Annotated in this window: 10 protein-coding genes; 5 read left to right on the top strand and 5 right to left on the bottom strand. The window is 67.0% G+C overall.

Annotated elements, in window-relative coordinates; all coding sequences use genetic code 11:
- Positions 1-41: 41 nt before the first annotated feature.
- Genes ABS761_RS06610 through ABS761_RS06595 form a run of 4 tightly spaced genes read left to right on the top strand, consistent with a single transcriptional unit; the run spans position 42 to position 6,042 of the window.
- Positions 42-3,224: an efflux RND transporter permease subunit gene (locus ABS761_RS06610; protein ID WP_350407353.1), complete on the top strand. Its 3,183-nt coding sequence runs from the start codon at positions 42-44 to the stop codon at positions 3,222-3,224.
- Positions 3,221-4,690, top strand: coding sequence for an efflux transporter outer membrane subunit (locus tag ABS761_RS06605; protein ID WP_350407352.1), 1,470 nt, complete (start codon positions 3,221-3,223; stop codon positions 4,688-4,690). Before ABS761_RS06610 ends, ABS761_RS06605 begins: the two co-directional genes overlap by 4 nt.
- The gene (locus ABS761_RS06600; RefSeq protein WP_350407351.1) at positions 4,687-5,415 is read left to right on the top strand and encodes a pyridoxine 5'-phosphate synthase; all 729 of its coding nucleotides are present in this window, start codon (positions 4,687-4,689) and stop codon (positions 5,413-5,415) included. The genes ABS761_RS06605 and ABS761_RS06600 overlap by 4 nt, the downstream gene beginning before the upstream one ends.
- A 54-nt stretch (positions 5,416-5,469) precedes the next feature.
- Entirely contained in the window at positions 5,470-6,042 is a 573-nt protein-coding gene (locus tag ABS761_RS06595; protein ID WP_350407350.1) for a nitroreductase family protein, read from the top strand.
- Here the strand turns inward: ABS761_RS06595 and cueR are convergent.
- Both cueR and ABS761_RS06585 read right to left on the bottom strand, forming a co-directional pair.
- Positions 6,006-6,428, bottom strand: coding sequence for a Cu(I)-responsive transcriptional regulator (gene cueR, locus ABS761_RS06590; RefSeq protein WP_350407348.1), 423 nt, complete (start codon positions 6,426-6,428; stop codon positions 6,006-6,008). The genes ABS761_RS06595 and cueR overlap by 37 nt on opposite strands.
- Before the next feature lies 1 nt (position 6,429).
- Positions 6,430-8,709 carry a heavy metal translocating P-type ATPase gene (locus ABS761_RS06585; RefSeq protein ID WP_350407347.1) on the bottom strand — a complete coding sequence of 760 codons (2,280 nt, stop codon included), beginning with the start codon at positions 8,707-8,709 and terminating at the stop codon, positions 6,430-6,432.
- A gap of 170 nt (positions 8,710-8,879) precedes the next feature.
- Here ABS761_RS06585 and ABS761_RS06580 point away from each other — a divergent pair, with 170 nt between their 5' ends.
- Positions 8,880-9,080 (top strand): heavy-metal-associated domain-containing protein, encoded by a 201-nt coding sequence (locus ABS761_RS06580; protein ID WP_350407346.1) that lies wholly within the window; start codon positions 8,880-8,882, stop codon positions 9,078-9,080.
- Positions 9,081-9,104: 24 nt separating this feature from the next.
- Here the strand turns inward: ABS761_RS06580 and ABS761_RS06575 are convergent, their stop codons facing one another.
- The 3 genes from ABS761_RS06575 to folD all read right to left on the bottom strand — a co-directional run bounded on the left by ABS761_RS06575 (position 9,105) and on the right by folD (position 12,694).
- Positions 9,105-9,698, bottom strand: coding sequence for an SCO family protein (locus tag ABS761_RS06575; RefSeq protein ID WP_502881393.1), 594 nt, complete (start codon positions 9,696-9,698; stop codon positions 9,105-9,107).
- Entirely contained in the window at positions 9,695-11,776 is a 2,082-nt protein-coding gene (locus tag ABS761_RS06570) for a M3 family metallopeptidase (protein WP_350407344.1), read from the bottom strand. Before ABS761_RS06570 ends, ABS761_RS06575 begins: the two co-directional genes overlap by 4 nt.
- A gap of 69 nt (positions 11,777-11,845) precedes the next feature.
- Complete coding sequence (gene folD / locus ABS761_RS06565) at positions 11,846-12,694, bottom strand: bifunctional methylenetetrahydrofolate dehydrogenase/methenyltetrahydrofolate cyclohydrolase FolD (RefSeq protein WP_350407342.1); 849 nt, start codon at positions 12,692-12,694, stop codon at positions 11,846-11,848.
- Positions 12,695-12,696: the final 2 nt, after the last annotated feature.

Here is a 12,696-nt window from a genome sequence, read left to right as displayed (position 1 = left end):
GGTGCATATGCGACATCAACCTGGATTCATAGCGAGTTCTCATGCCACAGTTTTTCATTGATCGACCGATCTTCGCCTGGGTGATTGCGCTGGGCATCGCGCTCGCCGGCATATTGGCGATCCCCAATATGCCGATCTCCCAGTATCCGGAGGTGGCGCCGCCGACCATCTCCGTGCAGGCCACGTATCCGGGCGCCTCGGCAAGCGAGGTCGCGACCACGGTCGCGAGCGTGATCGAAAACGAGCTCAACGGCGCCAAGGGTCTGCTGTACTACGAATCGGTCAGCGATTCCAACGGCTCGTCCGAGATCAGCGTGACCTTCGAGCCAGGCACCGACCCCGATATGGCGCAGGTCGATGTCCAGAACCGCATCTCGAACGTCACGGCCAAGCTGCCCGCGGCAGTGATCCAGCAGGGCCTCCAGGTCAGCCAGTCGAATTCCGGCTTCTTGCTGGTGGTGACGGTCTCGTCCAAAGATGGCTCGATGAAGGACGTCGAACTGGCCGACTACATCACGCGCAACCTCCAGAATCCGATTTCCCGGGTCAAGGGCGTCGGCAAGTTCCAGCTATTTGCGTCCGCGCGCGCAATGCGTGTATGGGTGGACCCGCAGAAGCTCGTCGGCTACAAGCTCAGCATGGCCGACCTGAACGCCGCGATCGGGCGCCAGAACCTGGTCATCTCGGGCGGCATGCTGGGCGCGCCGCCCAATCCCCAGGATCAACGGGTGACGGCGCCGCTGGTCGTCAACGGCGAGCTCGAGACGCCCGAGGAATTCGGCGCCATCGTCCTGCGGGCCAACCCGGACGGTTCGACCGTGCGCATCCGGGATGTGGCGCGCGTCGAGCTGGGCTCGGACAGCTATCAGTTCGGGGCGCGCCTGAACGGCAAGCCGACCGCCGCCTTCGCCATCTCGCTCACCCCGACGGCCAACGCGCTCGAGACCGCAAAGCTGGTCAAGGACAAACTCACCGAGCTCTCGGCGTTCTTCCCCGACAACATCACCTACGCCATTCCCTACGACACCTCGCCGTACGTCGAGATCTCGATCGAGCAGGTGGTCCATACGCTGTTCGAGGCGATGATTCTGGTGTTCGTGGTGATGTTCCTCTTCCTGCAGAATGTGCGCTATACCCTGATCCCGGCCCTGGTGGTGCCGGTCGCCATCATGGGCGCGTTCGCGGTGATGCTGGGGCTGGGGTTCTCGATCAATGTGTTGACGATGTTCGCCATGGTCCTGGCCATCGGGATTCTGGTGGACGATGCCATCGTGGTCGTCGAGAACGTCGAGCGCATCATGGTCGCGGAGGGCCTGCCGCCCAGGGAGGCCACCAAGAAAGCCATGCCGCAGATCAGCGGCGCCATCGTCGGCATCACGCTGGTGCTGACCACGGTGTTCCTGCCGCTGGCCTTCATGTCGGGTTCCGTGGGCATCATCTACCGCCAGTTCTCGGTTGCCATGGCGGTGTCGATTCTGTTCTCGGCCCTGCTTGCGCTCACATTCACCCCGGCCCTGTGCGCCACCATACTCAAGCCCATTCCCAAGGGCAGCCATGAGGCCAAGGGCGGGTTCTTCGGCTGGTTCAATCGCTCTTTCGATCGCACGACCCACGGCTACACCTCGTGGGTTGGCAGCAGCCTCAAGCGCGGGCTGCGCATGATGCTGGTCTTCGCCATACTGGCGGGCGTCATGGCGTGGATGTACATGCGCCTGCCGACCTCGTTCCTGCCCGAGGAGGATCAGGGCTACGTGATCGCCAACATCGAGCTGCCGGCGGGTTCCACGGCCAATCGCACGATCGAGGTCATCGAGCAGGTCGAGAGGTATTTCCAGCAGCTGCCCCAGGTGGCCAATATCGTGACCGTCCAGGGTTTCAGCTTCAACGGCAATGGCCTGAACTCGGCCATCGCCTTCGTCCCGCTAAAGGATTTCTCCGAGCGCAAGGGACCGGGGGATTCCGCGCAGGCGATCTCGGCCGCCGCCATGGGCAAACTGCTCTTTGGCATCCCGGACGCCATGGTCTTCTCGATCGTTCCGCCGGCCATCTCGTCCCTGGGCAATGCCTCTGGCTTCGACCTGCGCCTCGAGGATCGCGGGGGTGTCGGGCATGACGCCCTGATGGCCGCTTCGCAGCAGCTTCTGCAACTCGCCTCGCAAAGCTCGATCGTGACCGAGGCCCGGGTCACCGGCCTGGGCGCGGGCCCGCAGCTCAAGGTCACCATCGACCGTGACAAGGCAGCGGCGCTGGGCGTGGACTTTTCCGAGACCGCGCAGCTCCTGTCCACCGCCATGGGCTCGGCTTACGTGGGCAAGTTCACCAATACGGGCTGGGTGCAGAACATCTGGGTGCAGGCCGATGCCGCGGGACGCATGAACCCCGACGACATCCTCGCGCTCAATGCCCGCAATGCCCAGGGCGGCATGGTGCCGCTGTCCTCCTTTGTATCGATGGAGTGGACGCGAGGCCCGGTCCAGGTGGTCCGCTACAATGGCTACGAGTCGGTGCGGATCGGCGGGTCGGCGGCATCGGGGTACTCCACCGGTGAAGCCATGGCCGAAATGGAGCGCCTGATCACCCAGCTCCCGCCGGGACTGGGCTATGAGTGGACGGGTCTGTCCTATCAGGAAATCCAGGCGGGCAGCCAGACCTCTATCCTGCTGGGCCTGTCGGTCCTCGTGGTGTTCATGGTGCTGGCGGCGCTCTACGAGAGCTGGGCCATTCCGTTGTCAGTCATGCTGGCGGTGCCACTGGGGATGCTGGGGGCCGTGTTGCTCAGCAGCCTGATGGGCAAATCCAATGACGTGTACTTCCAGGTGGGGATGGTGACCGTGATCGGCTTGTCGGCCAAGAACGCAATCCTGATCGTCGAGTTCGCCAAGGACCTGTACGCCAGCGGCGCGGGTCTGATGGAGTCGGCGATCGAGGCGGCCCGGCTGCGGTTCCGACCCATCCTGATGACTTCTTTCGCCTTCATTCTCGGGGTGCTGCCCCTGGTGCTCGCCAACGGTGCCGGCGCCGCCAGCCAGAATGCCGTGGGTCTGGGCGTGCTGGGCGGGATGCTGGCGGCGACGCCTCTGGCGGTGATTTTCGTGCCGACCTTCTTTGTGGTGATTCTGAAAGTGTTCAAGACCAAGCCTAAGCTCCTGGGCCACGAGGCCCCGCACATTCCATCGCACCTGGAAGGCAAGACACAGGATGCTCGCCAAGGAGAGTCGTCATGAGCGGCGTGCGTCATTCCCGCGTGCTGTTGGCCGCGAGCCTGAGCCTGGCACTCGGGGCCTGCTCTTTGGCACCGACCTACGAGCGGCCCGCCGCACCAGTGCCGGGAAATTTCCCCGGCGCCGACGCCCAAACGAGCGCCCCGGTTCCGCCCGAGTGGCAGGCGTTTTTCCGGGATGAGCGCCTGCGCGCCCTGGTCCGGCTGGCCTTGGACAATAACCGCGACCTGCGCGTCGCCGTCGATCGCATCGAGGAGGCGCGAGCGCAGTACGGCATCACTTCGAGCGACCGTCTGCCGACCATTGGCTTGCTCGGTACCGGCCAGAATACTCGCAACCCGCCGGACATGCGCAGCGGCGGCCCGGACTCGTCCTCGGTCAACCGGGCCTACATCGCCGGAATCGGCATGACCTCCTTCGAGCTCGATTTCTTCGGGCGGGTGCGCAACCTCAGCGAGGCGGCCTACGAGCAGTACTTGTCGACCGAACAGGCGCGCCGTACGGTGCAGATCAATCTCATCGCCCAGACCGCCGAGGCCTACTTCCGCCTGCGCGCCTCCCAGGAGCTGCACACCCTGATGGAAAAGACCCTGGAGGCGCGCGAGGGCTCGCTGCGGCTGGTGCAGGCGCGTTTCGACCTGGGCGTGGCCTCGGAACTCGACCTCTCGCAGGCCCGTGGCCAGCGCGACACGGTCAAGGCCGATCTGATCGCCACCGAACGCCAGATGGCGCAGGCCGCCAATGCCTTGCAACTCGTCCTGGGCATACAAGTCCCGGCCGACCTGCCGCCGGCGGCCGTCTTTGGACGCGAACAATTGCTCGCGTCCGTCCCGGCGGGCCTGCCTTCGCAACTGCTGGACCAGCGTCCCGACATCATCGGCGCCGAGCATGCGCTCAGGGCCGCCAATGCCCAGATTGGCGCCGCCCGCGCGGCGTTCTTCCCGAACATCTCGATCACCGGCCTGTTGGGCTTCGCCAGCCCCGAGCTCAATGCGCTGTTCGGCGGCAGTCACCGGTACTGGCAGTTCTCGCCGCAAATCCAGATGCCCCTGTTTGCCGGCGGGGTGAAGGGCAACCTGGACCTGGCCGAGGCGCGCAAGAACATTGCGGTCTCGACCTATGAAAAGACCATCCAGACGGCGTTCCGCGAGGTGGCCGACGCGCTGGCGGGCGAGGCCACGTACGCGCGGCAGCTCGATGCCTTGCGCGAGACCGAGGCCTCGGCGCTCAAGACGCTCGATCTGTCGAAATTGCGCTACGAGACCGGCGTCGACAGTTTCCTGCAGGTCCAGACCGCCGAGGTGAACCTGTATGGCATTCAGCAAGCCTTCATCCAGCTCGGCACCGATGCACTGTTCAACAGGGTCGAGCTCTACAAGGCCTTGGGCGGCGGCTGGCAGGAGACGCCGGCCGAGGCTCAGGTTCAGGGCCAGGGCCAGGCGGCACCGGGCCCGGCAAAGGAGTCATGATGGAATTGGGTGTCAACATCGATCATGTGGCCACGCTGCGTCAGCAGCGCATGACTGTTTATCCAGATCCCGTGCAGGCGGCATTGCGTGCCGAGGATGCGGGCGCCGATCTCATCACTCTGCACCTGCGCGAGGATCGCCGCCACATTCAGGATGCCGATGTCTGGGCGATACGCCCGGTGTTGCGCACGCGCATGAATCTGGAATGCGCGATTACAGATGAAATGCTGGATATCGCCTGCCGGCTGCGACCCGATGACGTGTGCCTGGTTCCCGAGAACCGCCACGAGCTGACGACCGAGGGGGGGCTGGACGTGCTGGGGCATTTCGCGACCGTACAGGCCGCCACCAACCGCCTGCACGATGCGGGCGTCCGCGTGTCGTTGTTCATCGATCCAGAGGCTGCACAAATCGATGCCGCCGCGCGCGCGGGCGCTTCCATCGTCGAGTTGCACACGGGCGCCTATGCCGATGCCTCCGAGGAAACCGAGCGCGAGGCGCAGTTCCAGCGCCTGCGGACTGGCGTGGCCGAGGGCTTGCGCCAGGGCCTGCGGGTCAACGCCGGCCACGGCCTGCACTACGATAACGTTACCCCCATTGCGGCGCTGCCCGGCATTTCAGAACTCAATATCGGCCACGCGATCGTCGCGCAAGCGGTGTTCGATGGCTGGGAACCCGCCATCCGCAGGATGAAGGCCCTGATGGTGGCGGCCGCCCGCCCGTGAGCGAGGCGTCCGATCGAATGACTCGAGCCCGATCCACTGACCCGAGGATTCCGTATGATTCCAGACACCCTGAACACTCTCTTGTCGCGCCGTTCCGTCAAGTTCGTGCAAGCGCCCGGCCCCACGGATGAGCAGCTCGACCTGATCCTGCGCGCCGCCATGTGCGCGCCCGATCACGGGGCGGTGCGGCCCTGGCGCTTCGCCCTGGTGCGCGGCGCCGACGTGCCCATGCTGATCGACATCGCCGTGCGGGCGGGGGAGGCTGCCGGGACGCCCTTGCCTGAACGGAAGGTGGTCAACGGTAGAAAATGGCTGTCGCGCGTGCCACTGGTCATTGCCATCGCCTGCGTCCTGGACGGTGATGGACGCATTCCTGATCACGAACGCATGCTGGCGACCGGCACAGCCGTGGGCAATATGCTCAATGCCGCGCATGCGCTGGGACTGGGAGCATTCTGGAGCACCGGCGTGGGCACCTATATCGACGGGGTGGGCGAGGCGCTGGGGTTCGATGCGCTGGACTACCGCTTCATGGGCTACCTGTCGATCGGCACGCCCATCGATCCAGTCGAGGCAGCCGAACGCCCGGATTACCGGGACTTCGTGTCGGAGTGGCACGCCGCCTGATTTTCCAGCCCCTCCAGAATGGGGCATTCGGGGCGTGAGTCGCCATGGCAATGCCGGGCAAAGGTCTTGAGCGTCTCGGCCATGCGTTGCAGCGTCGCCGCCTTGCGCTCCAAGGCGGCGACGTGGTCCAGCGCCAGGCGCTTGACCTCGGCGCTCGAGCGGTCCTTGTCGCGCCACAGGGCGGTCAGCTCGGCGATCTGTTCCAGCGAGAAACCGAGGTCGCGCGCGCCGCGGATAAAGCGCAGGACGTGCAGATCCTGCTCGTCGTACTGGCGATAGCCGGCGGAGCTGCGCCCGTTCGGGGCGAACAAGCCCAGGCTCTCGTAATAGCGGATCATTTTGGGCGTGAGCCGCGTGTGTCGGGCGGCTTGTCCGATGGTGTGCATGTCATCGGCTCCTTGGGGACGTGGTGGGCAGACGCACCCATTTCAGGCGCAGAGCGTTGACCACCACGAACACGCTGGACAGTGCCATGGCGGCCGCCCCGAGGATGGGCGAGAGCTGCAGGCCCAGGGAAGGGTACAGCACCCCGGCGGCCACCGGAATGAGGGCAATGTTGTAGGCAAAGGCCCAGAACAGGTTCTGGCCGATATTGCGCATGGCCGCGCGGGACAGGGCTGCGGCGCGGGCGACGGTGCCCAGGTCGTCGTTCATCAGGACCACGGCCGCCGATTCGATGGCGACGTCCGTGCCTTGGCCGATGGCCAGGCCGACGTCGGCTGCCGCCAGGGCGGGGGCGTCGTTGATGCCGTCGCCGACAAAGGCCACGTCGCCGTGCGCCTTGCGCAACGCCTCGAGCCGCTCGACTTTGTGGCCGGGCAGTGTCTGGGCATGGACCTCATCGATGCCCAGTTTGTCGGCCACCGCCCGGGCGGTGAGCGCGTTGTCCCCGGTGATCATCGCGGTCTTCAGGCCCATGGCCCGCAGTGCGCGCAGGGCCGCCTGGGCCGAGGGCTTGATCTCGTCGGCCACCGCGAATACGCCGATGGTGGTCCCGTCGCGCGCGATGTGGATCGGGGTCTTGCCCGCCTGCGCCAGCGCCTCGGCACGAGCGGTGTGGGCGGGATCGATGGCGATGCCCAGCTCGGCCATGAGGCGCGCGGCGCCCAGCGCGTAGTCGTGGCCCGAGACGCGGGCGCGCACGCCGGCACCAGTGATCGCTTCGAAGGCTTGAGCCGGGGGGAGGTCCAGGCCTTGCGCGTGCGCGGCCTGGACGACGGCGTGCGCGATGGGGTGCTCGGAACCGGCCTGCACCGCCGCCAGATCAGCCAGGATGCGCGTGCGATCCAGCGCGTCGTCCACCTGCAGGTCGGTCAGCGTCGGCTTGCCCTGGGTGAGGGTGCCGGTTTTGTCGAATGCAATCACGCGGGTGTTGCGCAGACGCTGCAGGGCCTCGCCCTGGCGGAAAATGATGCCCAGGTCGGCGGCCCGCCCGGTGGCCACCATGATCGAGATGGGGGTGGCCAGCCCCATGGCGCAGGGGCAGGCGATAATCAGGACGGCGACCGCGCCGACCAGCGCGTGGGCGAGGCGCGGATCCGGGCCCAGGACGTACCAGACCACAAAGGTAAGGGCGGCCAGGGCCATCACCGCGGGCACGAACCATCCGGTGACCCGGTCCACAAGGCTCTGGATCGGCAGTTTGTCGCCCTGAGCCTCCCGGACCATGCGGATGATGTGGGCCAGGACGGTGTCCTGGCCCACCTGGGTGGCTTGCAGGACGAGGCTGCCGCGAGTGTTCAGCGTGCCCCCCACGACGGGGTCCCCGACGCCTCGAGTGGCGGGAATCGGCTCGCCGGTGATCATGGATTCATCGATCCAGGACTCGCCTTCTGTGACGACCCCGTCGACCGGGATCTTTTCCCCCGGGCGCACCCGGATGGTATCGCCCGCGACAAGGGCGTCGAGAGGACGCTCGACCCACTGGCCATCGCGCAGGACCTGGGCGGTGCGCGGACTCAAGTCCAGCAGCCGCCTGATCGCCGATCCGGCGCGGCCCTTGGCGCGCGCCTCGAGCCAGCGTCCCAGCAGGATCAACGTGGCGATCACCGCCGCCGCCTCGAAATACAGATTGCGCGCGCCTTCGGGCAGCCAATGGGGCGCGACGGTGACGACGACTGAATATAGCCAGGCGCTGCCCGCGCCAAGCGCGACCAGCGTGTTCATTTCGGGACCTAGGTGCCACAAGGCCCGCAAGCCCCGTACGAAGAACTGGCGCCCCGGCCAGGCCAGCACCGCCGTCGTGAGCGTCAATTCGAACCAGGCCAGCGCCTGGACATCGATCGCGCTGGCGATCCAGTGATGCAGGGAGGGCACCAGATGGCTGCCCATCTCAAGCACGAATACGGGCAAGGTCAGCAGCAGGGCGAGCACGAACGCGCGGCGTGCCTCGGCAATTTCCGCCTCGGCAGCCTCCGGCTCCGGTGTCGTGGTCGAGGCCACGGCCCTCGCCTCGTAGCCGCGCTTGCGCACGGCCTGGATCAGGGCGTCCTGCGCGGTGGAAGGGTCCTCGAGCTGGACGCGCGCCCGGTGCGTGGCGAGATTCACTTGGGCCGAGCCGACGCCGGGCACCGCTGCCAGCGCTGTTTCCACGCGGCGCACACAGGATGCGCAGGTCATGCCTTCAATGGCCAGATCAATTTCAGCGAGTGCGAGGGGTGCCTTCATCAGGGAGCTCCGGGTGACGAGTCGATTGTATGATCAGGCTTGACCTTATGGTAAGGTCAAGCCCCCTTGATCGACGTCGCGGGCTCTGGACCTTGACATGGTGTCAAGGAGTATGATGCCGGCAGCATCGGGAGCCGCGCCGGTTCCCGGGAACCCGGAGCCCGCATTCCATGAAAGCCGAATTCATCGTATCCGATATGACATGCAACCACTGCGTCCAGACGATCACCCGCGCGGTGCAGGCGCATTCCCCGGGTGCCGAGGTCCGGGCCGACCTGGGCACCCATCGAGTGACTGTCGAGGCCGCGGGCGACGCCGCGGCGGTCGAGGCCGTCATCCGCGAGGCCGGCTACGAGGTGCGGGCGGCCTGAGTCGCCGCGCGTGCGGCGGCGACTCTAGCGCAGCAGGGGGCGCAGGGCGGCCAGCAGGTCTTCCTGGGATTCGCTGTCCGAGGCCAGCCAGCGCGCGCGGCCCTCTTGATCGAAACAATAAATCCCGCGACTGTGCGAGACCTCATACTGGCCAGGCGAGGACGGAGCCGGCTTTTCGATCTGGTAGGCCACGCGATAGCGCCGCGCCAAGTCGGCGATGGCGGATTCACCGCCTGTCAGGCCGATCGCGTGCGGATCGAACTGGTCGACGTAAGCCTGGAGGATGTCGGGCGTGTCCCGGTGCGGATCGACGCTGACAAAGAGAATCCTGACCTGGTCGGCCTGCGGCCCCAGGGCCTCGGTCACCAGGGCCAACTGCGCCATGGTGGTGGGGCAGATATCGGGGCAACTGGCATAGCCGAAGAACATCAGCACGACCTTGCCCGAGAAATCCGCCTGCGTGACGGTGGCGCCGCCGGCGCCTTGCAGCGTGAACTTCAAATCGGGCAGAAAACCGCGCACTGGATGGACCGCGGCCGTGGCCGTGGCCAGCCCGGCGACCGCCAGGAAAAGGGCGACCGCGCAGCGAGCCATGAGGCGGCGAATGGCGGGCCTCATGCCGCCACCAGTCCGTTATGGCGCAGCAGCGCGTCAATGCTGGGAGGGCGGCCGCGGAAGGCCTCGAAGGACTGCGCGGCGGGCCGCGACCCGCCCACGGCGATGATTTCGTCCAGATAGCGCCGGCACGTATCGGGATCGAAGATATCACGCTGTCCGTCGACGCCCGGCGTGGCGGCCTCTTCGAAGGCTGCGAAGGCGTCAGCCGACAGAACCTCGGCCCACTTGTAGCTGTAGTATCCAGCGCCGTAGCCGCCGGCGAACAGGTGTGAGAAGGCGTGCGGGAAGCGGTGCCAGGCCGGCGGGATCAGCAAGGCGACCTCGCGGCGCACGGCGTCGAGCGTATCGAGCACGCCGCTGATCGGCAAACCCTTGGGCTCGGTGTGGATGAGCATGTCGAACAACGCGAACTCGACCTGCCGCAGGGTCTGCAGGCCGCTCTGGAAGTTACGGGCGGCCAGCAGTTTGTCGAACAGGTCGCGCGGCAGGGTCTCACTGGTTTCGACGTGGCGGGTCAGGGCGCGCAGCACCCCCCATTCCCAGCAGAAGTTTTCCATGAACTGCGAGGGCAGCTCGATGGCGTCCCATTCCACAGCGGCGAAGGCGGACGCCGCGGGCTCGTCCACGCGCGAGAGCAGCGTGTGTATTGCGTGCCCGCTTTCGTGGAACAGCGTGATCACGTCGTCATGGCTCAGCAGCGCCTCGCGCCCGCCTTGAGGCGGCGCGAAGTTGCAGGTCAGCCAGGCCAGCGGGGTGTGCAGCTCGGCGCCGCGCCGGCGCCGGTCGCGTTCGCTGTCGACCCAGGCGCCGCCTTGCTTGCCGGGCCGCGCATAGAGATCCATGCCGAGGCGGCCCAATTCGCGGTCCTGGGCGTCGCGCACGCTGTAGATGCGGGCGTCGCGGTGCCAGGCCGGCGCGTCGCAGGCGATCAGGCGCACGCCAAAGAGGGTGTGGATGACGCCGAACAGGCCTTCGAGGACGCGGGATTCGGTGAAATACTGGCGCACCTCATCGTCGGAGTAGGCATAGCGCTGCTCGCGCAGGCGCTCGGAGGCGTAAGCGAGGTCCCAGGGCTCGAGTTCGGGCAGATCGAGCTCGGTGCGGGCAAAGGCGCGCAGTTCTTCGAGGTCGCGCACCGCGCTGGGCCGCGCGCTGGCGGCAAGGCGGCGCAGGAATGCGAGGACCTGCGGCGCGTCGTCGGCCATCCGGGTCTCTAGGCGCAGGCCTGCGAAATCGCGGTATCCGAGCAGCCCGGCCTCCTCGGCGCGTAGTGCCAGCAGTGACTCGATCTGTCCGGAGTTGTCATAGCGGACGTCGCCCTGGTCAGAGGCGCGCGTCGCGTAGGCACGGTACAGTTCGCGCCGCAACTCGCGGTCGCGAGCATGCTGCATGACCGGCAGATAGCACGGCATGTGCAGGACGAGCTTCCAGCCCTCGGCACCATCGGCGTGCGCAGCCTCCCGGGCGGCGGCGCGCACGTCCGCGGGAATGCCGGCGAGGCGCGCCTCGTCGACGACCAGCAGGGACCACTGGTCGGTGGCGTCCATGACGTTTTCGGAGAATTTCTGCGAGCCCCGGGCCTGTTGCTCCGCGTTGCGGGCATAGGTCTCGCGCCCCTCGCCCTGCAGCTCGACGCCGCTCAGACGGAAATCCCTCAGGGCCAGATCGACGATCCGGCGGCGTGTCGGGCTCATGGCGGCGTACGCCGGGCTCGCCGCCAACTCGCGGTAGCGCCGGTACAGTCCCGCGTGCAGGCCGACCCACGTCGAGAACTCGCTCATGAGCGGCAGGCCGGCGTTGAATGCCTCGCGCAACTCGGGCGTATTGACCACGCTGTTGAGATGGCCGGCAACCGACCAGGCACGATGGAGGCGCTCGGACGGGTCTTCGATGGCCTGGACCAGGTTTTCCCAGGTAGCAGGCTCGGGGCTCGCGGCCGCGGCCTCGATCGCCTGGCGGGCCGCGGCGATCAACTCGCGCAAGGCGGGCTCGATGTGGGCGGGCTGCACGGCGGCGTAGTCCATGATTGCATCGGCCGGGGCGAGCAGGGGATTTCCGGCGGGAGCTGCGGTTTTCATGCGGATGAGGATGGGGGCGGTGTTCCGGAATTCAAGACCGGCCGGGATCGGCACCGGCCAGATGGGGTGCTAGGCGCCGCGCTCGGCCGCCTCCAGGGTGTTGACCAGCAGCATGGCGATGGTCATCGGGCCAACCCCTCCAGGCACCGGCGTGATCGCCGAGGCCACGCGACGCGCGGATTCGAACTCGACATCGCCTGCCAGCGAGCCGTCTGCGAGGCGACTGATGCCGACGTCGATGACGACGGCGCCGGGTTTGATCATCTCGCCCGTCACGATGCCGGGCTTGCCGGTGGCGACCACCAGGACGTCGGCGCGGCGTGTCTGGGCGCCCAGATCCCGGGTCTTGGAATTGCACAGCGTGACCGTGGCCCCGGCTGCCAGCAGCAGCATGGCCATGGGCTTGCCCACGATATTGCTGGCACCCACGATCACCGCCTCGGCGCCGCGCAGGGCAACGCCCTCGGAATCGAGCATTTTCATGACCCCATAGGGAGTGCAGGGGAGAAACAGCGGTCGTCCGGTCATCAGCAGGCCGGCATTGCTGATGTGGAAGCCGTCGACATCCTTGCGCGCATCGATGGTCTCGATGACCAGGCCGGTGTCGATGTGGCCGGGCAGGGGGAGCTGCACCAGGATGCCGTGGATGGCGGGGTCGGCGTTCAGGCTCTCGACGACGTCGAGGAGCTCGCCCTCGGGCGTGTCCGCGGCCATGCGGATGACGCGTGAGGTCATGCCGGCCGCCTCGCAGGCGGCCGCCTTGTTGCGGACGTAGACCTGGGAGGCGGGGTCTTCTCCGACCAGCACCACGGCGAGCCCTGGCTTGATGCCCTTGGCCGCGAGGGCCCGGGCGCGTTCGCCGACCTGCTCGCGGACCTTTGCCGACAGGGCCTTGCCGTCGATGATGCGTGCGCTCATGC

Source organism: Castellaniella sp. GW247-6E4, from assembly GCF_040276065.1.
Lineage (GTDB): Bacteria > Pseudomonadota > Gammaproteobacteria > Burkholderiales > Burkholderiaceae_B > Castellaniella.
The sequence above is the reverse complement of the archived record's forward strand: the minus strand, read 5'-3'. Positions and strand labels throughout refer to the sequence as shown.

Excerpts from the sequence above, each read along its gene's own strand:
- ABS761_RS06610 (WP_350407353.1), top strand. The coding sequence starts at position 42 with ATGCCACAGTTTTTCATTGATCGACCGATCTTCGCCTGGGTGATTGCG.
- ABS761_RS06605 (WP_350407352.1), top strand. The coding sequence starts at position 3,221 with ATGAGCGGCGTGCGTCATTCCCGCGTGCTGTTGGCCGCGAGCCTGAGC.
- ABS761_RS06600 (WP_350407351.1), top strand. The coding sequence starts at position 4,687 with ATGATGGAATTGGGTGTCAACATCGATCATGTGGCCACGCTGCGTCAG.
- ABS761_RS06595 (WP_350407350.1), top strand. The coding sequence starts at position 5,470 with ATGATTCCAGACACCCTGAACACTCTCTTGTCGCGCCGTTCCGTCAAG.
- cueR (WP_350407348.1), bottom strand. The coding sequence starts at position 6,428 with ATGCACACCATCGGACAAGCCGCCCGACACACGCGGCTCACGCCCAAA.
- ABS761_RS06585 (WP_350407347.1), bottom strand. The coding sequence starts at position 8,709 with ATGAAGGCACCCCTCGCACTCGCTGAAATTGATCTGGCCATTGAAGGC.
- ABS761_RS06580 (WP_350407346.1), top strand. The coding sequence starts at position 8,880 with ATGAAAGCCGAATTCATCGTATCCGATATGACATGCAACCACTGCGTC.
- ABS761_RS06575 (WP_502881393.1), bottom strand. The coding sequence starts at position 9,698 with ATGAGGCCCGCCATTCGCCGCCTCATGGCTCGCTGCGCGGTCGCCCTT.
- ABS761_RS06570 (WP_350407344.1), bottom strand. The coding sequence starts at position 11,776 with ATGAAAACCGCAGCTCCCGCCGGAAATCCCCTGCTCGCCCCGGCCGAT.
- folD (WP_350407342.1), bottom strand. The coding sequence starts at position 12,694 with ATGAGCGCACGCATCATCGACGGCAAGGCCCTGTCGGCAAAGGTCCGC.